The 21316-nt window shown below is 62.1% G+C and carries 17 protein-coding genes; 12 read left to right on the top strand and 5 right to left on the bottom strand.

Annotation, left to right across the window (positions count from 1 at the left end; genetic code table 11):
• Positions 1 to 77: 77 nt before the first annotated feature.
• The 6 genes from topA to rpmG all read left to right on the top strand — a co-directional run bounded on the left by topA (position 78) and on the right by rpmG (position 7785).
• The gene (topA, locus tag RTP54_RS06630) at positions 78 to 2756 is read left to right on the top strand and encodes a type I DNA topoisomerase (protein ID WP_112808306.1); all 2679 of its coding nucleotides are present in this window, start codon (positions 78 to 80) and stop codon (positions 2754 to 2756) included.
• A gap of 2 nt (positions 2757 to 2758) precedes the next feature.
• Positions 2759 to 5128, top strand: a complete 2370-nt coding sequence (rnr, locus tag RTP54_RS06625; protein WP_312361643.1) for a ribonuclease R — start codon at positions 2759 to 2761, stop codon at positions 5126 to 5128.
• Positions 5129 to 5169: 41 nt separating this feature from the next.
• Entirely contained in the window at positions 5170 to 5625 is a 456-nt protein-coding gene (locus RTP54_RS06620; protein ID WP_162703413.1) for a DUF983 domain-containing protein, read from the top strand.
• Positions 5622 to 6326, top strand: coding sequence for an NUDIX hydrolase (locus tag RTP54_RS06615; protein ID WP_112808310.1), 705 nt, complete (start codon positions 5622 to 5624; stop codon positions 6324 to 6326). The genes RTP54_RS06620 and RTP54_RS06615 overlap by 4 nt, the downstream gene beginning before the upstream one ends.
• Before the next feature lie 13 nt (positions 6327 to 6339).
• Positions 6340 to 7524 carry an MFS transporter gene (locus tag RTP54_RS06610; protein WP_112808312.1) on the top strand — a complete coding sequence of 395 codons (1185 nt, stop codon included), beginning with the start codon at positions 6340 to 6342 and terminating at the stop codon, positions 7522 to 7524.
• A gap of 93 nt (positions 7525 to 7617) precedes the next feature.
• Positions 7618 to 7785 (top strand): 50S ribosomal protein L33, encoded by a 168-nt coding sequence (rpmG, locus tag RTP54_RS06605; protein WP_003547442.1) that lies wholly within the window; start codon positions 7618 to 7620, stop codon positions 7783 to 7785.
• Between the two features lie 650 nt (positions 7786 to 8435).
• Here rpmG and RTP54_RS06600 read toward each other — a convergent pair.
• Positions 8436 to 9803, bottom strand: a complete 1368-nt coding sequence (locus tag RTP54_RS06600; RefSeq protein ID WP_312361642.1) for a PleD family two-component system response regulator — start codon at positions 9801 to 9803, stop codon at positions 8436 to 8438.
• A gap of 17 nt (positions 9804 to 9820) precedes the next feature.
• Positions 9821 to 10192 (bottom strand): response regulator, encoded by a 372-nt coding sequence (locus RTP54_RS06595; RefSeq protein WP_025426610.1) that lies wholly within the window; start codon positions 10190 to 10192, stop codon positions 9821 to 9823.
• A 156-nt stretch (positions 10193 to 10348) separates the two neighbouring features.
• Here RTP54_RS06595 and RTP54_RS06590 point away from each other — a divergent pair, with 156 nt between their 5' ends.
• The 4 genes from RTP54_RS06590 to RTP54_RS06575 all read left to right on the top strand — a co-directional run bounded on the left by RTP54_RS06590 (position 10349) and on the right by RTP54_RS06575 (position 14042).
• Positions 10349 to 10621: a DUF3572 domain-containing protein gene (locus RTP54_RS06590; protein ID WP_112808316.1), complete on the top strand. Its 273-nt coding sequence runs from the start codon at positions 10349 to 10351 to the stop codon at positions 10619 to 10621.
• A gap of 2 nt (positions 10622 to 10623) precedes the next feature.
• A complete protein-coding gene (locus RTP54_RS06585) occupies positions 10624 to 11265 on the top strand; it encodes a hypothetical protein (RefSeq protein WP_312361641.1) in 642 nt (213 codons plus the stop codon).
• Between the two features lie 141 nt (positions 11266 to 11406).
• Positions 11407 to 12699: a DNA polymerase IV gene (locus RTP54_RS06580; protein WP_312361640.1), complete on the top strand. Its 1293-nt coding sequence runs from the start codon at positions 11407 to 11409 to the stop codon at positions 12697 to 12699.
• Between the two features lie 104 nt (positions 12700 to 12803).
• On the top strand, positions 12804 to 14042 hold the full coding sequence (locus RTP54_RS06575; RefSeq protein WP_312361639.1) for a L,D-transpeptidase family protein: 1239 nt from the start codon (positions 12804 to 12806) through the stop codon (positions 14040 to 14042).
• Positions 14043 to 14135: 93 nt separating this feature from the next.
• On the opposite strand, the gene dnaE is transcribed toward RTP54_RS06575, so the two are convergent.
• Positions 14136 to 17633 (bottom strand): DNA polymerase III subunit alpha, encoded by a 3498-nt coding sequence (gene dnaE / locus RTP54_RS06570; RefSeq protein WP_312361638.1) that lies wholly within the window; start codon positions 17631 to 17633, stop codon positions 14136 to 14138.
• Positions 17634 to 18078: 445 nt separating this feature from the next.
• Between dnaE and RTP54_RS06565 the strand changes: the two genes are divergently transcribed.
• Both RTP54_RS06565 and RTP54_RS06560 read left to right on the top strand, forming a co-directional pair.
• Positions 18079 to 18651, top strand: a complete 573-nt coding sequence (locus RTP54_RS06565) for a hypothetical protein (RefSeq protein WP_312361636.1) — start codon at positions 18079 to 18081, stop codon at positions 18649 to 18651.
• Positions 18652 to 18729: 78 nt separating this feature from the next.
• Positions 18730 to 19197 carry a DUF5680 domain-containing protein gene (locus tag RTP54_RS06560; RefSeq protein WP_112808328.1) on the top strand — a complete coding sequence of 156 codons (468 nt, stop codon included), beginning with the start codon at positions 18730 to 18732 and terminating at the stop codon, positions 19195 to 19197.
• A 91-nt stretch (positions 19198 to 19288) separates the two neighbouring features.
• Here RTP54_RS06560 and RTP54_RS06555 read toward each other — a convergent pair whose 3' ends face one another.
• The gene (locus RTP54_RS06555) at positions 19289 to 19975 is read right to left on the bottom strand and encodes an ABC transporter ATP-binding protein (RefSeq protein WP_112808330.1); all 687 of its coding nucleotides are present in this window, start codon (positions 19973 to 19975) and stop codon (positions 19289 to 19291) included.
• A gap of 16 nt (positions 19976 to 19991) precedes the next feature.
• Positions 19992 to 21302: a lipoprotein-releasing ABC transporter permease subunit gene (locus RTP54_RS06550; protein ID WP_312361633.1), complete on the bottom strand. Its 1311-nt coding sequence runs from the start codon at positions 21300 to 21302 to the stop codon at positions 19992 to 19994.
• Between the last annotated feature and the right edge of the window lie 14 nt (positions 21303 to 21316).

Here is a 21316-nt window from a genome sequence, read left to right as displayed (position 1 = left end):
GGGCATCGATATTCGGCGACGCTCGGTGCGAACAGCGCTGGTGCAGTGCCAAACCCGGTTGTCTCAGAAAAATGACGATGAATGTTGTAGTGGTGGAATCGCCTTCGAAGGCAAAGACGATCAACAAGTACCTCGGCCCCGGCTACAAGGTTCTTGCATCGTTCGGCCATGTGCGGGATCTGCCTGCCAAGGACGGCTCCGTGCGTCCTGACGAAGATTTTGAGATGTCCTGGGAGGTCGACGCCGCGTCGGCCAAACGCATGAAGGATATCGCAGATGCCGTGAAGGCATCCGATGGCCTGATCCTCGCGACCGACCCGGATCGCGAAGGTGAAGCGATTTCCTGGCATGTGCTCGATCTTCTGCGCAAGAAGAAGGTCCTCGGCGACAAGCCGGTCAAGCGGGTGGCGTTCAACGCCATTACCAAGAAGGCCGTTCTCGACGCCATCGCCCATCCGCGCGAACTCGACATCCCGCTGGTCGATGCCTATCTGGCACGGCGCGCGCTCGACTATCTCGTCGGCTTCAACCTGTCGCCGGTGCTGTGGCGCAAGCTGCCCGGAGCGCGCTCCGCCGGCCGCGTCCAGTCGGTGACGCTGCGGCTGGTCTGCGACCGCGAATCGGAAATCGAACGGTTCGTCTCCGAAGAATACTGGAACCTGTCAGCGCTCCTGAAGACGCCGCGCGGCGACGAATTCGAGGCACGCCTCGTCTCGGCGGACGGAAAGCGTCTGGCCCCGCGTGCCATCGGCAATGGCGAGGAAGCCAACCGACTGAAGAGCCTGCTCGATGGCGCGACCTATGTGGTCGACAGCATCGAGGCCAAGCCGGTCAAGCGGAACCCCTCACCGCCATTCACCACATCGACCTTGCAGCAGGCGGCCTCGTCGAAGCTCGGCTTCTCCGCGTCGCGCACCATGCAGGTCGCACAGAAGCTCTACGAAGGCGTCGATATCGGCGGGGAAACCGTCGGTCTGATCACCTATATGCGTACCGATGGCGTGCAGATGGCGCCGGAATCGATCGAAGCCGCGCGTGAGGCGATCGGAAGCCAGTTCGGCAACCGCTACCTGCCGGAAAAGCCGCGCATCTATTCGACAAAGGCGAAAAACGCCCAGGAAGCGCACGAGGCCATCCGTCCAACCGACTTCAACAGGACGCCGGATCAGGTTCGCCGCTTCCTCGATGGCGACATGCTGAAGCTTTACGATCTCGTCTGGAAGCGCGGTATCGCCAGCCAGATGGCTTCTGCCGAGATTGAGCGCACGACCGCCGAAATCACCGCCGACAACGCCGGCAACAAGGCCGGCCTGCGCGCCACCGGCTCGGTCATTCGTTTCGATGGCTTCATTGCCGCCTATACCGATGCCAAGGAAGACGGCGAGCAGACCGACGACGGCGACGAAGACGGCCGCCTGCCGGAGATCAATGCCCGCGAAAGCCTGGCCAAGCAGAAGATCAACGCCTCCCAGCATTTCACCGAGCCGCCGCCGCGCTACTCGGAAGCAACGCTGATCAAGAAGATGGAAGAGCTCGGCATCGGCCGTCCTTCCACCTATGCGGCGACTGTCACCACCCTGCTCGATCGCGACTACATCTCCAACGACAAGCGCAAGCTCGTGCCCCAGGCCAAGGGACGGCTCGTCACGGCGTTTCTGGAGAGCTTCTTCACGCGTTATGTCGGCTACGACTTCACCGCGTCGCTCGAGGAAAAGCTCGACCAGGTCTCGGCCGGCGAGGTCAACTGGAAGGACGTTCTCCGCGATTTCTGGAAGGATTTCTTCGCCCAGATCGAGGAAACCAAGGAACTGCGCGTTACCAACGTGCTCGACGCGCTGAACGAGGAACTGGCACCGCTGGTCTTCCCCAAGCGCGAAGACGGCAGCGATCCGCGCATCTGCCAGGTTTGCGGCACGGGCAAGCTGTCGCTGAAGCTCGGCAAGTACGGCGCCTTCGTTGGCTGCTCGAACTACCCTGAATGCAATTTCACCCGCCAGCTTTCCTCCGACGGCAACAGTGACGCCGAGGCCTCGGTCTCGAACGAACCGCAGGCGCTGGGCAAGGATCCGCATACCGGCGAGGAAATCACGCTGCGCAGCGGCCGCTTCGGCCCCTATGTCCAGCGCGGCGACGGCAAGGAAGCCAAGCGCTCAAGCCTGCCCAAGGGCTGGACCCCGTCCACCATCGACCACGAAAAAGCCGTGGCTCTGCTCTCGTTGCCGCGCGACATCGGCGCGCACCCCGAGACCGGCAAGATGATCTCGTCGGGCCTTGGCCGCTACGGGCCGTTCGTGCTGCATGACGGCACCTATGCCAATGTCGAATCGATCGAAGACGTGTTCTCGATCGGCCTGAACCGCGCCGTGTCGGTGCTTGCCGACAAGCAGTCGAAGGCCGGCGCCGGTCGTGGCCGTGCGGCTGCTGTCGCGCTGAAGGAGCTTGGCGAGCACCCGGAAGGTGGCCCGGTCACCGTCCGCGACGGTCGCTACGGACCCTATGTCAACTGGGGCAAGGTGAACGCGACCCTGCCGCAGGGCAAGGACCCGCAGTCCGTGACGGTCGAAGAGGCGCTCGCGCTCATCGCCGAACGCGCGGCCAAGAGCGGCACCGGCAAGGGCAAGGCAACGAAGGCCAAGGCAAAAACGGCGACGAAGTCGACGAAGGCTGCGGCTGACGGTGCGACCAAGAAGGCCACCAAGGCCAAGGCGCCCGCCAAAGCAAAACCAAAGACGGCCGCGAAGGCCAAGAAGGACTGATCTTGACCAGAATACCGCGCGACCCGACCCAAAGATCCGGAAAAGGCTCCGGCAGGAAAGAGGGCCGCGCGGCAAGGGCCGCGCCGGCACCGGAGAAAACCGCGATCATCCACGGCGCGGTGCCTCCGCGCGACGTGCTGATGCGGTTCATTGCCGAGAATCCGGACCGCGCCTCCAAGCGGGAAATTGCCAAGGCTTTCGGCCTCAAGGGCGACACCCGCGTCGAACTCAAGGCATTGCTGCGCTCGCTGGAAGCGGACGGGCTGGTCGAGAAGAAGCGCAAGTCGCTTGTGCGCCCCGGCGCCCTTCCGCCTGTGGCCGTTCTCGATATCACCGTGCGCGACGTCGATGGCGAATTGATCGGCCGTCCGGCCGAGTGGCTGGATGAGGACGGCGTTGCGCCGGCCGTACTGATCAAGCAGTCGACGGTTGGCAAGGAAAAAGGCAAGACGCCGGTCGGCGGCCTTGGCGACCGTGTGCTTGCCAAGATTTTCCCGGCCAAGGACCGGGGTGGTCCTGCCTATACCGCACGCATCATCAAGGTGCTCGACAAGCGCAAGGACGCGGTCCTCGGCGTTTTCCGCGCGACCCCCGGTGGCGGTGGCCGACTGATGCCGATCGAGAAGCGCGGCGAGGAAATCCTTGTCGATCCTGATTTCGTCGGCGATGCCAAGGACGGCGACCTGATCGAGGTGCAGTTGACCCGCCTCGGCCGCTACGGCCTGCCGCGCGCCCAGGTTCAAAACGTCGTCGGTTCCGTCGCATCGGAAAAGGCGATTTCGATGATCGCCATCTATGCCCACGCGATACCGCACGTCTTCCCCGAGCGCGTCATGCAGGAAGCCGCGGACGCCGGCCCCGCCACGATGGCGCACCGGGAAGACTGGCGCTCACTGCCGCTGATCACCATCGACCCTGCCGATGCCAAAGACCACGACGATGCGGTCCATGCGGAGCCGGACACCTCCGAGGACAATCCGGGCGGCGTCATCGTCACCGTCGCGATCGCCGACGTTTCCTGGTATGTCAGGCCGAAGTCGGCGCTCGACCTCGAGGCGCTGAAGCGTGGCAATTCCGTCTATTTCCCCGATCGCGTCGTTCCGATGCTGCCCGAGCGGATCTCCAACGATCTCTGCTCGCTGAAGGAAGGCGTCGACCGGCCGGCGCTCGCCGTTCGCATGCGCTTTTCCAAGGAGGGCCGCAAGGCGGGCCATACCTTCCACCGCATCATGATGAGAAGTGCTGCCAAGCTCTCCTATCAGCAGGCCCAGGCGGCGATCGATGGCAACCCCGACGACAAGACCGGCCCGATCCTCGAAACGATCCTGAAGCCTCTGTGGGAGGGATACCGCATCCTGACGCGCGGTCGTGACCGCCGCCAGCCGCTCGAATTGAACATGCCCGAGCGCAAGATCATCCTGAAGTCCGACGGCACGGTCGATCGCGTCTTCGTGCCCGACCGCCTCGACGCGCACAAGCTCATCGAAGAGATGATGATCCAGGCGAACGTCGCTGCCGCCGAGACGCTCGAGCAGAAGCGCCAGGTGCTGATCTACCGCGTGCACGACCAGCCCTCGCTGGCCAAGCAGGAGAGCCTGCGCGAATTCCTCGCCACGCTCGACATCGCGCTGGTCAAGGGCGGTAACATGCGCTCCAACCACTTCAACGGCATCCTGTCCAAGGCAGAGGGCAAGCCGTTCGAGACCATGGTCAACGAGATGGTGCTGCGCTCCCAGAGCCAGGCGATCTACAGCCCCGAGAACATCGGCCATTTCGGCCTGAACCTTTTGAAATACGCGCACTTCACCTCGCCCATCCGGCGCTACGCCGATCTGATCGTGCACCGGGCGCTCGTGTCCTCGCTCGGGCTCGGCGAAGGCGCCCTGACGCCGCAGGAAGAAGCTGTTCTCGACGATATCGCCGCCGAAATCTCGACCTTCGAGCGCCGCGCCATGGCTGCCGAGCGCGACACCGTCGACCGGCTGATCGCCCATCACCTCAACGGCCGCATCGGCGAGGAATTCGAGGGCCGTGTCGCCGGCGTGACCAAGGCGGGGCTTTTTGTCACCCTGCCGGCCTATGGCGCCAACGGCTTCGTGCCTATATCCACGCTCGGGCGAGACTACTTCATCTATGATGAAGCCCATCAGGCCCTTTCCGGCGAAAAGACCGGGCTCGGCTTCCGTCTTGGCGATCAGGTCGAGGTCAAGCTGGTCGAAGCGGTGCCGCTCGCCGGCGCGCTTCGCTTCGAAATGCTCAGCGAAGGGCGCAAGATGCCGACCGCCACACGCTCTTTCCACAAGTCGGGGCGTCGTGATCGCTCGGGCCCGCGCAAGAAGCCGGGAACACGACCGCCACGCGGAAAGCGCTAGGCAATGATGTGGCCGGCGACGGCGACAAGGAGAGAATTCACATGACGGCAACGGACAAGGAAACGCTTCATCTCGGAGGTCATGCCACCGAGGAACGTCCTGTCGGCCGCGCCATGCGCCGCGGCTTTCTCGGCGCCTGCCCTGCCTGCGGCAGCGGCAAGCTATTCCGCAGTTACGTCAAGGCGGTCGATGCGTGCGCGGCCTGCGGCGAACGCATGGATCACCAGCGCGCTGACGACTTTCCGCCGTATATCGTCGTCACCATCGTCGGCCACCTGGTGCTTGTCGGCTACATGATGACCGATATGATCCTGCCGTTGAACTCGTGGCAGCATCTTGCCATCTGGACACCGATCACGGTGATAAGCTCGCTGGCGCTGCTGCAGCCGATCAAGGGTGCCGTTATCGGCCTGCAGTGGGCGCTGAAGATGCACGGCTTCGGCGGCCAGGAAGATGCCCCCGAGGATGTCTTGCCGGCACGAGACCCCTCCGCATGACGCAAGGACGCCAAAGCGTCCCTCCGGCATCAAACGGCCCCGAGCGGCGCGTGAGGCCACGAGACGCAGCGTCGATCATGCTGCTCGACCGCTCTGGCAGCGGCGTGCGGGTGTTGATGGGACGGCGCAGCAGCGCCCATGCCTTCATGCCCGACGTATACGTCTTTCCCGGTGGCCGAAGAGATCCGACCGACCACCGTCTGGCATTTTCGAGCGACCTCAACCCCGTGGTTCTCCAGTCGCTGAAAAGCGTTGTGGGGCAACCGGTCAGTGACGCCCGCGCCAGGGCGCTGGCGCTGGCAGCGCTGCGGGAGCTTTACGAGGAAGCGGGTGTTCCCCTTGGCTTGAGCCACATGGAGACCGAAGCGCCCCTGCCCTTTCTTCCAGATCTTGCAAACTTGCGCTATATGGCTCGTGCCATAACTCCTCCGGGGCACTCGAGGCGGTTCGATACACGCTTTTTCGCGATCTTCGCGGACGAAGCCGACGTCGATACGTCGAGCGTTCTGGAAAGCCGGGAGCTCCAGGATTTGCAGTGGATCGATGTCAACGACCTGCCCTCGCTCCGGATACCGGAGATAACCGCCATCATCCTTGCGGATCTGAGAAGCGGCCTTAATGCGGACCCGACGCTTCCCTATGAGCGCTCCGTGCCTTTCTATTTCACGCGCCGTGGGCGGTTCATCCGCACGCTTCTCTAAGGACCACAGCCGCATGTCACAGCCGACGCCCGGGTGCCCAGCACCGGTTGAGGAAATTCACTGGCCGTCGCTGATTGCCGCGGTCTCCGCCATCAGCGCCGTCGGCATCGCCATCGGTCTTGGGCTGCCGCTGCTGTCGATCATCATGGAAAAGCGCGGCATCTCGTCGACGCTGATTGGCCTCAATTCGGCCATGGCGGGTCTCGCCTCCATGGTGGCAGCCTCGTTCACCACCAAGTTCGCCCATCGCCACGGCGTCGCGCCCACAATGCTCTGGGCCGTGCTCCTGGCCGCCATCAGTGCCTTCGGCTTCTACTACATCACCAATTTCTGGCTCTGGTTTCCGCTGCGCGTCCTTTTTCACGGCGCGATCACCGTCCTGTTCATCCTGTCGGAGTTCTGGATCAACGCCACGGCCCCGCCGGCAAGACGTGGCTTCGTGCTTGGCATCTATGGCACTGGCCTGTCGCTGGGCTTCCTCACCGGGCCCCTGCTGTTCTCCATCCTTGGCAGCGAAGGCGTCCTGCCTTTCGTCGTCGGCGCTGGCGTCATCCTGCTTGCAGCCGTGCCGATCGTCATCGCGCGCAATGAGAGCCCCGTGATCGACGAGAAGCCGGACCGGCACTTCGTGCGCTATATATTCCTCGTGCCCACGGCCACCGCTGCCGTCTTCATCTTCGGCGCGGTCGAATCAGGCGGACTGTCGCTCTTTCCGATCTACGGAACGCGATCGGGCTTCACCGAATCGCAGGCCGCATTGCTGCTGACGGTCATGGGGATCGGCAACTTTATCTTCCAGATCCCGCTCGGCATGTTGTCGGATCGCGTGAAGGACCGGCGCACATTGCTGTCGGGGATGACCGTCATCGGCCTTATCGGCGCCCTCTGCCTGCCGATGCTGGCGGAAAGCTGGTTCCTGATGGCGGTAGTGCTGCTGTTCTGGGGCGGTTGCGTCTCGGGGCTCTATACGGTCGGCCTCAGCCATCTCGGCTCCCGCTTGCAGGGTTCAGACCTTGCGGCTGCCAACGCCGCGTTCGTCTTCTCCTATGCGGTCGGCACAGTCGCCGGCCCGCAGGTCATCGGCGCGTCTATGGATGTGGCCGGCAACAACGGCTTTGCCTGGGCAATTGCCGGGTTTTTCGGCCTTTACGTCGCGCTTTCGGTTGTAAGGATCGTTTTGAATCCAAAACGGCCTTGACTTTTCGGCCGCGATTTGTAGTTTCGCGCCAACCTTGCCCGTGGCCCGCAACCGGTTGTCCACGGCTTTCAATTTCATAAAGGCAGGACGACCATGGCAAAAGCCACCACCATCAAGATCAAGTTGCTGTCGACAGCCGACACGGGTTTCTTCTACGTCACGACCAAGAACAGCCGTACCATGACGGACAAGATGACGAAGACCAAGTATGATCCGGTCGCCAAGAAGCACGTCGAATTCAAGGAAACCAAGATCAAGTAAGATCTGACGTTTCGTGGGATCAAGGGGCGCCGACCGCAAGGTTTGGCGCCCCTTTCCGTTGGTGCACCGTATACCGCCGCGCCAGTCGCAGGGACCCTGCCCTGCCGCGTTTACGGCTCAAACAGGGTCATGGAAACGCGCCACATCCTTGCCTTGCCTCGAGCGAGAAAGATCACATTTCGCCCTGTCCATAAGCTCTGAGTCGGCGCGGCAGCGGGAATACCTGGTCACGAATCAAAAAGCGCCGCCCCTTGCGGAACAGCGCTGTGAATTGGGGGTCGGCTGGCTTCTAACCGCGGCACGAGGATTCCGCAGGTGTCAAAAGCCAACCGACCGACCCCACGACCCAGGAGATGCGGCGGACCTGAGCATCATGGGGTAACCGATACTGATGGAAGCTATGCCCCCGTATTTATCAGCATCACCTGAAAATAGAAAAAAATCAATGAATTCTTAATGCGCTAAGCGGTCTCGCTCAGCGCATGGTTAATTCTGTATCGTACCGGTACATCTGAAAGCCTGCGCGCCACCGCTACCAAACCCCTCGGTAGCATCGGCGCGTCGAAGAATACAACTTTAAGGTCACTCCGCAAGAGGCGACCTTAAAAATCTGTCCGGGTTTGCGTTGACGGCGGAAACGCAGTCAGGTGTCAGGCGGCGGCCGCGACCACCCTGTTTCGCCCCTCGTTCTTCGCCTGATAGAGCGCCATATCCGCCCGCTTCAGCAGCGCCTCGGCGCTATCGCTATCGGGCTTGAGCCCGGCGATACCCATCGATGCGGTGATGACCAGGGCACCGTCGACGTGCGGTATCGAGAACGGTTGGCTCTCGATAATGTGACGCAGCCGCTCGGCGACAGTCGCGGCCATCTCCGGCGATGTATCGGGCATGACCACGACGAACTCTTCGCCGCCAAAGCGGCAGGCGAGATCTGCGCCGCGCACGGTCGAGCGGATGCGGCTGGCAAATTCGCGCAGCACCTCATCGCCGACATCGTGGCCATAGGTGTCGTTGACCTGCTTGAACCGGTCGATGTCGGTCATGCAGATCGACAGCGGGCGCCCACGCGCTGCCGCCCGGTCGAGCAACAGCTTCAGATGATTGTCCAGGTAGCGACGATTGTGCAGGCCCGTCAGGCCATCGGTAACCGCCAGCTCGATCGTCTGCTGCACGCTCTTTCGCAGCATGTCGTTGCAATGCTTGCGCCGGATCTGCGTCAGCGAGCGGGCGACCAGTTCATTGGGGTCAACCGGACGGATGATGTAATCGGTGACACCCAGATCGAGTGCCCGCACGATCATCTCATCGTTGCCCTGTTCGGTGATCAGCAGGATCGGAATGAACCGCGTGCGCTCGAGCGAGCGCAGCTGCGAGCACAGTCGCAGTGGATCGTAGTCGTCGAAATTGGCGTTGACGATGACCAGGTCGAAATTGTTCTCCGCTGCCTCGAACAGTGCCGCCTGAGGGTCCGAGATGACGGAAACGTCGGCGATCGGCTTCAGCGTGCGCTGCAGCCGTTCCTGCGACGAACCGCGGCCATCGACCAGGAGGATATTGCCCGGCTCGTCCGGGCGGTCCTGGCGTGCCAGTTCCTGCAAGCCGATGGTCTGCGCGGTCTGAGCCCGCAGCCGCAACTCGTCGCTGACGTTCTTCAGACGGACGAGGCTCTTCACCCGCGACATCAATTGCAGATCATTGACCGGTTTCGTCAGAAAATCGTCGGCACCGGCCTTCAGACCACGGACCCGGTCGGAAGGCTGGTCGAGTGCGGTCACCATGACGACAGGGATGTGGGCGGTGCGCGGATTGGCCTTCAGACGCTCACAGACCTCGAACCCGTCGATGCCTGGCATCATGATGTCGAGCAGCACCAGATCCACCGGCGTCGTCTCGCAGAGCGACAGAGCCGCATAGCCGTCGTTCGCGGTCAGTACGTCGAAATACTCTGCGAGCAGACGCGCCTCGAGAAGCTTAACGTTGGCAGGCACGTCGTCGACAACAAGAATGCGCGCAGTCATATCAATTTTCCCGCCAATCAGGCATCGCCAAGGTAGGTCTTGATCGTCTCAATGAACTTTGGCACAGAAATCGGTTTGGAAACATAGGCTTCGCATCCACCCTGGCGGATACGCTCCTCATCGCCCTTCATCGCGAAGGCCGTGACGGCAATGACCGGAATGACGTGCAGCTCATCGTCTTCCTTCAGCCACTTCGTCACTTCGAGACCGGAGACCTCCGGCAGCTGGATGTCCATCAAAATCAGATCGGGACGATACTTCCGCGCCAGCTCGAGCGCCTCCATCCCGTTGCGCGTCTGGATCGTCGCGTAACCGGAAGCCTCAATCAGGTCTCGGAAGAGCTTCATGTTCAGCTCGTTATCCTCAACAATCATTACCTGTTTGGGCATGTCGATCCCTTGTTGTCCGTCGTCTTCTTGCAAGTCTTCTCAAGACATCTAAGTTGCAGAGCAAACGACTCGACCCATTTCCTCGAGTTCAACGATAATCCTATTTGGTTGAAAAATAGGTAATTCCGGGCGTAAAAACAGTAGGAGGCCAATACATTGAAGAGCGCCGACGAAATCGCCATCGACATTCTTTCCTGGCTTGCCGGTGAGCCGGACCTCCTGTCCCGATTTCTGGCGCTGACCGGCACGGATCCATCTTCGCTGCGCAATGCAATCGGCGAACCGGGCTTCATGGGCGGGCTCATCGCCTTTCTCATGGACCACGAGCCGACACTGATTGCTTTCTGCGAGGCAACGGGGACTGCACCCCAGGATGTCGTGCGGGCGCATGAGAAACTCTCCGGCGCCGCCGACCTGCAGGACAGCTGAACGTGAGCGATACCATCCTCGAAGGCGACATCCGGCTTGGCGATCGCCCGCTCGTCGTCAGCGACATCGACGAGGTGGTGCTCGAATTCCTCAGCCCATTCCAAGCCTATCTCGAAAGCTGCGACCATGTTCTGCTGCCGCGCTCGTTCCGGCTGACGGGCAACGTCGTCCACCGGGAAACGCAGGAGGCCGCGAGCGAGGCGGCGGTCAACGAGTTGCTCGAAACATTCTATGCGACGCAGGATCGTTGGCAGACGCCGACACTCGGCGTTGTCGAAACCCTGCGCGGCCTGTCGCGCCACGCGGATATCGTCTTCCTCACGGCCATGCCGCCGCGCCATGCGACCGTGCGTCGGGCCCTGCTCGACCGGCTCGGCCTCCCCTACCCGTTGCTCGCGTCCGAGGACCCGAAAGGACCGATCGTTCAGCGACTGCATGCCGGGCGCGCGCTTCCTGTCGTTTTCATCGACGACATCGCGCGCAATCTGGAATCCGTGCAGGCCCACGCGCCGTCCTGCCTGCTGATCAATCTGATGGCGAACAAGGAGTTTCGCGCGCTCGCGCCCGCTCCGGCGGACTGCGTTCACATCGCCGCCGATTGGACCGACGCCGCCAACGCCATTCACGCGCATTTTCAGCGCTGACGCAAATGCCGCCCGACACACCGGAACTGTCCGGCGGGTGGTCATCGGCAAGTGCAAATGCAAGGCAATTTCCAATGCCGCCTCCCTTGAGACTCGCCAGAGTAGAGCGTAAGCTCGCAATGTTCAACATTTGTTCCAGATATGCTCGACAGTGGTTCTCAGACTCCAGGCTTCTGCCGTGATTGCCTCAGGGATCAGACCGCGACCGCGCGACGCTGCCTTGCCTGTGGCAGTCCGCGTATCCTGCGCCATGCGGAACTCTTCGATCTGACGCTCGCCCATATCGATTGCGATGCGTTCTACGCTTCCGTCGAAAAACGCGACAATCCCGAGCTTGCCGACAAGCCGGTGATTATCGGCGGCGGCAAGCGTGGCGTGGTTTCCACCGCCTGCTATATCGCCCGCATCCACGGGGTGCGCTCGGCCATGCCGATGTTCAAGGCGCTCGAAGCCTGTCCGCAGGCCATCGTCATCAAACCCAACATGGAAAAATACGTTCGCGTCGGCCGCGAGGTTCGCACGCTGATGCAGGAGCTGACGCCCCTGGTGCAACCGCTCTCCATCGACGAGGCGTTCCTGGAGCTGAGCGGTACGCAGAGGCTGCACCACGATCCCCCGGCCCGAACGCTCGCACGCTTTGCCCGCCGGGTCGAACAGGAAATCGGCATTACCGTCTCCGTCGGGCTTTCCTATTGCAAGTTCCTCGCCAAGGTCGCGTCGGATCTGCAGAAGCCACGCGGCTTTTCAGTGATCGGCCAGACCGAGGCACTCGAATTCCTGAGAGAGAAGCCGGTGACATTGATCTGGGGCGTCGGCAAGGCGTTCGCTGCCACGCTGGAGCGCGATGGCATCCGCACGATCGGCCAGTTGCAAACGATGGAGGAGGCCGACCTCATGCGCCGCTACGGCACCATGGGTCAAAGGCTCTTTCGCCTGTCTCGCGGCCTGGACGAAAGGACGGTAGAGATCGATGGCGAAGCGAAAAGCGTGTCGTCGGAGACGACATTCAACGACGACCTCGCCCGTCACGACGATCTCGTGACGCACCTGCGCCGCCTGAGCGAGCAGGTCGCGCACCGGCTGCGCAAATCCGAGCTCGCCGGGCAGACGGTGGTTTTGAAGCTGAAGACGTCCGACTTCAAGACCAGGACCCGCAACCGGCGCCTCGACAGCCCGACGCGGCTCGCAGACCGGATCTTCCGCACCGGCCTGCAATTGCTGGAAAAAGAGGTCGATGGCACGAAGTATCGACTGATCGGCATCGGCGTCAGCGATCTTTCGAGCCCTGATCTCGCCGACCCGCCCGATCTCGTCGATCCGGCGGCGACCCGGCGCGCTGCCGCAGAAGACGCCATCAACAGGCTGCGCGACAAGTTCGGCAAGGCAAGCGTCGAGACCGGCTACACGTTCGGCAGCCGCAAGCGCGATCAATAGTGCGTTATCGGCGCCCCCTTGACGCTTCCTGCGCCGGGTGCGGACGAATTCTTTAAAGTTTGCAGGCTAAGCTCGCCGGCCAGTTTACGTGTTGGGATGAGTGTATGGTATCGCGTTTCGCTCTCACGGCCAGCGTCGTCGTCTTCCTGTTTTCGCCTGCAGCCGGAGTTGCCGGCAACGGCGCTCCGCTGCAAATCATCGTCTCGAAGAACCAGCAATCCCTCGTCGTCTATGACGGCGACGCGGTGATCGCGACGTCGGCGGTTTCGACCGGCAAGGCCGGGCATTCGACCCCGACGGGCATCTTCTCGATCCTGGAAAAGCGACGTCACCATAAGTCCAATATCTATTCCAACGCTCCGATGCCGTTCATGCAGCGGCTGACCTGGTCGGGCATCGCCTTGCACGGTTCAAACCACGTCCCGGCCTACCCGGCCTCGCACGGCTGCGTGCGCCTGCCGAGCAAGTTTGCAGCCGACCTCTTCAAGATGACATCGCGCGGCATGCACGTGCTCGTGACGGACCGGCAAGTCAGCCCCGTCGAAGTGTCGAGTACAATGCTGTTTCAACCCGAACCGGCGCCGGGCGAAACGCCCGCGCCGCTGTCGGACGTGCCGCTCCGCCCGACAATCAGCCAGGCGGCGAACGGGCCCGTCGAAGTGGCAATGACGGAGGCCCCGACCGGGAAGCCGGCCGTCGCTGCTGAAGACCGCGAGCCGATCCGCATGCTGATCACCCGGCGCGGCGAGCGCGACATCCGGCGCAACGTCCAGTCGGCTCTGAACGAACTCGGCTACATCGCCGGTATCGCCGACGGCCACGTCGGCCCGGACACGACCGCCGCCATTCGTGCCTTCCAGACGGGCGAGAAGCTGACCGTTGATGGCAAGCTGTCGCCAGAGTTGACGCAAGCCATCTTCAAGAAGGCGGGGCGCGACGCGCCCGCCAACGGCGTCATCCTTGTTCGCCAAGGTTTCAAGCCGATTTTCGAGGCGGATGTGTCTATCGACGGACCGGAACAGGCCCTCGGCACCCATTTCCTGCAATTTCATGACGTTGGCGCCAACGGAGGCGAAGGAAAATGGTACGGGGTGGCGCTTGAAAACCACCTGCCGACCGCAGCGAAGAACCGCCTTGGTATTACCACGGACGCCGACCCCTCCGCTTTCAACGCCATCCAGCGCACGCTCGGACGTCTGACTGTTGCCGACGACGTGCGCAAACGGATCGGCCATTTGCTTGCGGATGGCTCTTCCTTGTCGATTTCCGACGTGGAGAGCGGGCTTGACACCGGCGACGGCACGGATTTCATCACCATCACGCGGGCATCGCCGCGGGGGTGAGCCCGCAAAGCCCAACGACGCCGCCCTCAGGGGCGGCATCAGGCCGTCCAAGCAAGTGCCGGAGCGAGCCCCATGCATTCGGGCCGGCGCGGGTCAGACGAGTTCGACGTCCACCACGCCCGGGGCCGAGCGCAGGGCTGCCGCAATCTCCGGCGAGATCCGGAACTTTTCGTTGAGCTCGACCTCGATCTCGCGCTGTCCATTGTCCTTGATGACGATGAAGGAAACGAGGCCCTCACCGCGCGCATTCAAATGGGCAGCGATCGACTTCAACGGACCGGAATCGCGCACATAGACGCGCAGCGCCTTTTGCATCTGCAGCGATTCTTCCTCGAGGGAGCGCAGTGTCTGGATGCGAAGGCCGATGCCTTCCGGCCGCTCCTCCGCCTGCACGGTCATGACCAGCGACTTGCCGGGCTCGAGCAGGTCCCGGTACTGATGCAGCATTTCAGAGAACAGCACGGCTTCGAACTGACCGGACGAATCGGAAAAGGCGATGATGCCCATCTTGTTGCCGGTTCGGGTCTTGCGCTCCTGCTTGGACGTGACGGTACCGGCAAGGCGGCCGGCCGTTGCTCCCTTTTTCACGGCGCCGGCGAAATCGCCAAATGTCTGGACGCGCATCTTGGCGAGCAGCGGATTGTACGTATCGAGCGGATGCGCCGAGAGATAGAACCCGAGCACCTGAAATTCGCGGTGCAGTTTCTCTGATGCAAGCCACGGCGTATAGGATGGAAGCGAGATCCGTTCCGGTCCAGTCGCGGCCCCTGCGCCGAAGATATCGCCCTGTCCGCTTGTCTTGTTTTCCTGCGCGCGCTGGGCAAAGCCGAGAATGCGGTCGAGACCGCCGACGAGTTCCGCTCGGTCGTACCCGAAACAATCGAAGGCGCCCGCCGCAATCAGGCTTTCGAACACACGCCGGTTGAGGAGCTTGGGGTCGATCCTCAGGCAGAAATCTTCAAGGTTCGCGAATTCGCGATCGCCGCGAACGGCAACGATGTGTTCGACCGCCGATTCGCCAACGCCCTTGATGGCGGCCAGCGAATAATAGATGCGCTTGTCGCCGGTCTGGAAATGCCGGAACGACGACTGCACCGACGGCGCTATCACCTGGATGCCGAGACGGCCTGCGTCCTGGCGGAAATCATTGACCTTTTCGGTGTTGGCCATGTCGAGCGTCATCGACGCCGCCAGGAACTCGACCGGATAATGCGCCTTCATAAAGGCAGTCTGGTAGGAGACAATGGCGTAGGCGGCGGCGTGCGACTTGTTGAAGCCGTAGTTGGCGAACTTCGCAAGCAGATCGAAGATCAGGTCGGCCTGCGGCTTCGACACCTCGTTCTTGACCGCACCGTCGACGAAGCGGGCACGCTGCTTGTCCATCTCCTCCTTGATCTTCTTGCCCATGGCGCGACGCAGAAGGTCGGCTTCGCCGAGCGAATAGCCTGACAGGACCTGGGCGATCTGCATCACCTGCTCCTGATAGACGATAACGCCCTGCGTTTCCTTGAGCAGATAGTCGATCTTGGGATGGATCGATTCGATCTCTTCTTCGCCGTGCTTGCGGGCGTTGTAGACCGGAATATTCTCCATCGGGCCGGGGCGATACAGCGCCACCAGCGCGATGATGTCCTCAATGCAGTCGGGGCGCATGCCGATCAGCGCCTTGCGCATGCCGGCACTTTCCACCTGGAACACGCCGACCGTCTCGCCACGCGAAAGCATCTCGTAGGTCTTCTCGTCGTCCAGCGGAATGCTGGCGAGATCGACCTCAATGCCGCGCAGCTTGACGAAATCGACGGCCACCTTCAGCACGGTCAGCGTCTTCAGGCCGAGAAAGTCGAACTTTACGAGCCCGGCCTGCTCGACCCATTTCATGTTGAACTGGGTGACCGGCATGTCGGAGCGCGGATCGCGGTACATCGGCACCAGCTTCGACAGAGGTCGATCGCCGATGACGATACCGGCTGCGTGCGTCGAGGCGTGGCGGTAAAGACCCTCGATCTTCTGCGCGATATCGAGCAGACGGGCGACCACCGGCTCCTTCTCGGCCTCTTCCTGGAGGCGCGGCTCTTCCTCGATCGCCTTTGACAAGGGCGTCGGGTTGGCCGGGTTGTTGGGCACGAGCTTGCAGATCTTGTCGACCTGGCCATAGGGCATCTCGAGCACGCGGCCGACGTCGCGCAATGCGGCGCGCGCCTGCAGCGAACCGAAAGTGATGATCTGCGCGACCTGCTCACGGCCGTACTTCGCCTGGACGTAGCGAATGACCTCTTCGCGCCGGTCCTGGCAGAAGTCGATGTCGAAGTCGGGCATCGATACGCGTTCAGGATTGAGAAAGCGCTCGAACAGCAACGAGAACCGCATCGGATCGACGTCGGTGATCGTCAGCGCATAGGCGACCAGCGATCCGGCGCCCGAACCGCGGCCCGGACCGACGGGAATGTCGTGCTGCTTGGCCCATTTGATGAAGTCGGCAACGATCAGGAAGTAACCGGGAAACTTCATGCGCTCGATGACGCTGAGTTCGAACGCCAGTCGCTCGCGGTATTCTTCCTCGGTGTAGCCGGGCGCCATGCCGAGCGTGCGCAGGCGGTCGTCGAGCCCCTCTTCCGACTGTCGGCGCAACTCGCCGGATTCGGCGCGCTCGGCCTCCTCCGGATCATCGGATGCGCCGGTGAAGCGCGGCAGGATCGGCCCGCGGGTCTTCAGCATGAACGAACACCGTCGCGCGATCTCGATGGTGTTTTCGAGCGCTTCGGGCAGATCGGCAAAGAGCGCCGCCATTTCCTTGCGGGTTTTCAGATAATGATCAGGGGTCAGGCGGAAACGGCTGTCATCGGAGACCATGGCGTTGTGCGCGACCGCCATCAACGCGTCATGGGCTTCGTAGTCGGAGGGCGCGGGAAAGAACGCCTCGTTGGTCGCGACCAGCGGCACATCGAACTTGTAGGCAAGATCGATCATGCGACGTTCATGGCGGCGATCGAAGTTGCCGTGTCGCTGAAGTTCGATGTAGAGCCGGTCGCCGAAAAGGTCCGTCAACGCTTCCAGGCGCGCTTCGGCCAGGGCCATCGATCCGGACCTGACCGCCATGTCGATCGGCCCGCCGCCGGCACCCGAAAGCGCGATCAGCCCCTCCGTACCGCTCTCTTCGAGCCACGACCGCGTGATCCTGGTGACCTGGCTGCCCTCTCCGCCGAGATAGGCGCGGCTGACCAGATCGACCAGGCGCGTATAGCCGTCGTCCGTTGCCGCGATCAGAACGATCGCCGGCAATTTGGCGAGCTGCTGTGCGTTGCCACGACGATCGCCTTCGCCCTCGTCCTGCATGTCGATCGACAACTGACAACCGGTCAGCGGCTGCAGGCCGTCGTCGGCCGCCTTCTGGGAAAATTCGAGCGCTGCAAAGAGATTGTTGGTATCGGCGATGCCGATCGCCGGCTGGGCATCGGCCACGGCCTTGCCGATGACCTTCTTGATCGGCAAGGCGCCTTCAAGCAGCGAAAAGGCCGAGTGGACGCGCAGATGCACGAACTGTGGGTCCGCCGCCACCTGATCGTTCCGTTCCACGCTGCCTAGATCCGCCATTGCCACACCCTGATTCCGTTCAGGGTGTCAGGATATCCCGTTTCTCACCCGCCATGTCCAGTTTTGCGTCGTGAGCCAGCGTTCTTTTCAACGGTGCGATGCCGGGATGGGATCACGCGACCCCGCAACGGGATCGCATCAATTCGCATAGATGCCCGGGGATCAAAGACCGAGCGCGATAAAGGCTACGCTTGCGACGAACAGGCCCATCGATGTGAAGGCGGCGAGGTCACGAACAAAATCAGTCATAACATGGCTCCTTTTCCGTTATGTTTTTACTTTGTTCTATTTTTGTTCATGCGTCAATCGCCGTTGAACACAGCGCCCGCTTTCCACTGCGCATGGTTAACCGCGGCCAGACGGACCGATCGAGGCAATTAACCGAACGCTTGAGCGCATCGTTCAACCCGCTTAGAACCGGAGCATCACACGGAGCACAAGCGACATGACCGCACGCCTGATTCTGCCCCTGCTTTGCCTGCTTCCTTCCCTGGCGGTTGCCGCCGAGGCAATCGACCCCAGCCGCATCGTTTCGGCCGCAACCGGCGACTGGGACAAGGACGGCGCAAGCGACCTGGCTCTGCTCGTCAAACCAGAAGACGGGACCGATGAGGACAATGGGGTCTACATCTACCTTGCTGGTGAGGACGGTCCACTGACGCTCAAGTCAGCGATCCCAAACAAGGTCTGGGGTCAATACGGAATGGCCGGCCAGGCGCCGACCATCACCGCGCTTGCCAATGGCTCGCTGGTGATTACCACCCATAACGACGCGATCGGCCGCGATCGCTGGGAACAGAAACTGACGGTTGCCTACCGCAACTTCGACTTCGTTGTCGCCGGCTACACCTATGCCTCCTACGACACTCTCGAGCCGAACAACACCGCGCAATGCGACCTGAACGTGCTCACCGGAAAGGGCAAGGCGAACGACAAGCCCGTCATCGCCAAGGGTCAACTGGTACTGCTCAAGGACTGGACCGACGACCGCGGTCAGCGCGCCTGCGGGATCCAATAATCGAAGCTTCGTTCTCTTTTTGTTCTTTACATCATTGCGATGTCGCGGCATGCTCCAAGGGAACAAGCAGGGTGTCCCATGGCCAGCATCGAACAGCTCAAAGACTTCATCGTGGAAGCGAAATCGAAGACCTATATCGGTGGCGGCACGGCCAGTCCGGCATCACGCGCCGGCGCACGCGATATCGGCTACCAGCGCGACCGGTGGCAATATCTCGACAGCTATTTCGGTGGGACGGATTTCGCCGGGCAGGAAACCGTCTGGCTCGACGGCGATACCCGTTGGGTCATGAATTATTTCGGCCGCGTCGTCCGTCCGGATCTGATCGATGGCGAACGCGCCGGCATCGTCATCAAGGCTGCGCTCGAGACCATGTATCGCGAGAAGCGGCATTTCCTCGGGGGCATGGAGTATCGACACGCCTTCGGCACCTACATCGACAGCAGCCGCGGTGACACGGGGCACTTTTCGGGCCGCGAGGTCATCTTCGTCGACGGCGACGAAGCCTACGAGCTCGACTATCGCGGCGGTCTTATCGTACCTTAGGCCAAGGCTGGCAAAGTACGTCGATATCGACCTGATGCCCCGGGTCGATACAAAGTGATGAAGTGCAGGTCAGCCAAAAGCGCTTCGCGCGTTATTTCAGCTCGACGACCTTGCCATCTTCGATCGTCACCCGCCGGTCCATGAGCGATGCAAGCTCGTGGTTGTGCGTGGCGATCAGGGCTGCAAGCCCCGACTGGCGCGCCAGCGCTTCGAGCGCCTCGAAGACATAACCTGCAGTTTCCGGATCGAGGTTGCCGGTCGGTTCGTCGGCCAGCAATACCAGCGGCGCGTTGGCAACGGCACGGGCAATCGCCACGCGCTGCTGTTCGCCGCCTGAAAGCTCCGACGGGCGATGCTCGGCTCGATGGCCGATGCGCATGTAGTCGAGCAGTGCCCTCGCCCGCTCGGCGGCCTCCGCCTTCCCTAGGCCGGCGATCAACTGCGGCATCATGATATTTTCGAGCGCAGTGAATTCCGGGAGCAGATGATGGAACTGGTAGACGAAGCCGATCTCGTTGCGACGAATAGCCGTTCGACGGTCATCGTTTAGACCGTCGCAGGTCAGACCGTTGACCACGACCTTCCCGCCATCCGGGCGCTCCAGCAGCCCGGCGACGTGCAACAGGGTCGACTTGCCGGTGCCGGAGGGCGCCACCAGAGCGACCGTCTCGCCGCTCATGAGCGTGAAGTCCGCCCCCTTGAGGATCGAGAGGAACGTATCCCCTTGCCCGTAGTTACGCTCGATGCCCGAAAGCTGCAGTGCCACACGCGCATTCATTCAGATGATGTCCTTGTCATTCGTAACGCAGGGCCTGCACAGGATCGAGACGCGAGGCGCGCCATGCCGGAAAGATGGTGGCAAGGAACGACAGTCCGAGCGCCATGACGATCACGAGGATCGTCTCGTCGGCATTCATGTCTGCCGGCAACTGGCTCAGGAAATAGAGTTCCGGGCTGAACAGCGTGGTGCCTGAAATCCAGGAGAAGAACTGCCGGATGGATTCGATGTTGAGGCAGACGACAACGCCGAGCAACACGCCGGCAACGGTTCCGGCCGTACCGATCGCAGCCCCGGTCATGAAGAAAATCCGCATGACGGACCCGGACGTCGCGCCCATTGTCCTCAGAATGGCGATGTCGCTTCCCTTGTCCTTCACCAGCATGATGAGGCCGGAGATGATGTTCAGCGCCGCGACCAGCACGATCAACGTCAGTATCATGAACATCACGTTGCGCTCGACCTCGAGCGCAGAGAAGAAGGTCTTGTTGCGGTCGCGCCAGTCGGTGATGAAGATCTGCCGCTGGGCGGCATCCTCGACCGGTTGTCGCAGTTCGTCGACCAGATCGGGATGCTCGACGAAGATCTCGATCTGCTGCGCCAGCCCCTCGGCGTTAAAGTAGAGCTGAGCCTCCTCAAGCGGCATGAAGATAATCGACGAATCGTATTCCGACATGCCGATCTCGAATACCGCCGAGACCGTATAAGCCTTGACCCGCGGGTTCATGCCCAATGGGGTAACGTCGCCATTCGGCGATGTCAGCGTGATGGTGCCGCCCACCTGGATGCCGAGCTGATCGGCCATGCGCGAACCGATCGCGACACCGGTGCCTGCGGCAAAGCCGACGAGGTCGCCGGACTTGATGTGCTCGGAGACCGACTTCATCTTGCCAAGATCATCGGCGCGGATGCCCCGCACGAGCGCGCCTGTCGAGCTGTCGCCGACCCCCTGCGCCAGCACCTGGCCCTCGATGAGCGGGATCGCCATCGTCACGCCCTTCACGCCGGAAAAGCGCGTGGCAAGATCGGCATAGTTGTTGAGCGGACCATCGATCGGCTGGACGATCATGTGACCGTTGATGCCGAGGATGCGCGAGATGAGTTCGGTGCGAAAGCCGTTCATCACCGCCATGACGATGATCAGCGTGGCAACGCCGAGCATGATGCCGATGAAGGAGAAGCCGGCGATCACCGAAATGAAGGCTTCCTTGCGCCGCGAGCGCAGGTAGCGCCAGGCGACCATGCGCTCGAAGGCGGAAAAGGGGCGGCTGGCGGACTTTGCGGACTGGCCAGCGGCCTGAACCTGATCTTCCGTCACGGCGGTCATCCTGCCTCCCCTTG

Source organism: Ensifer sp. (assembly GCF_031989085.1).
In the GTDB taxonomy this organism is placed as follows: domain Bacteria; phylum Pseudomonadota; class Alphaproteobacteria; order Rhizobiales; family Rhizobiaceae; genus Ensifer.
This window is presented reverse-complemented; position numbering and strand designations above follow the sequence as displayed.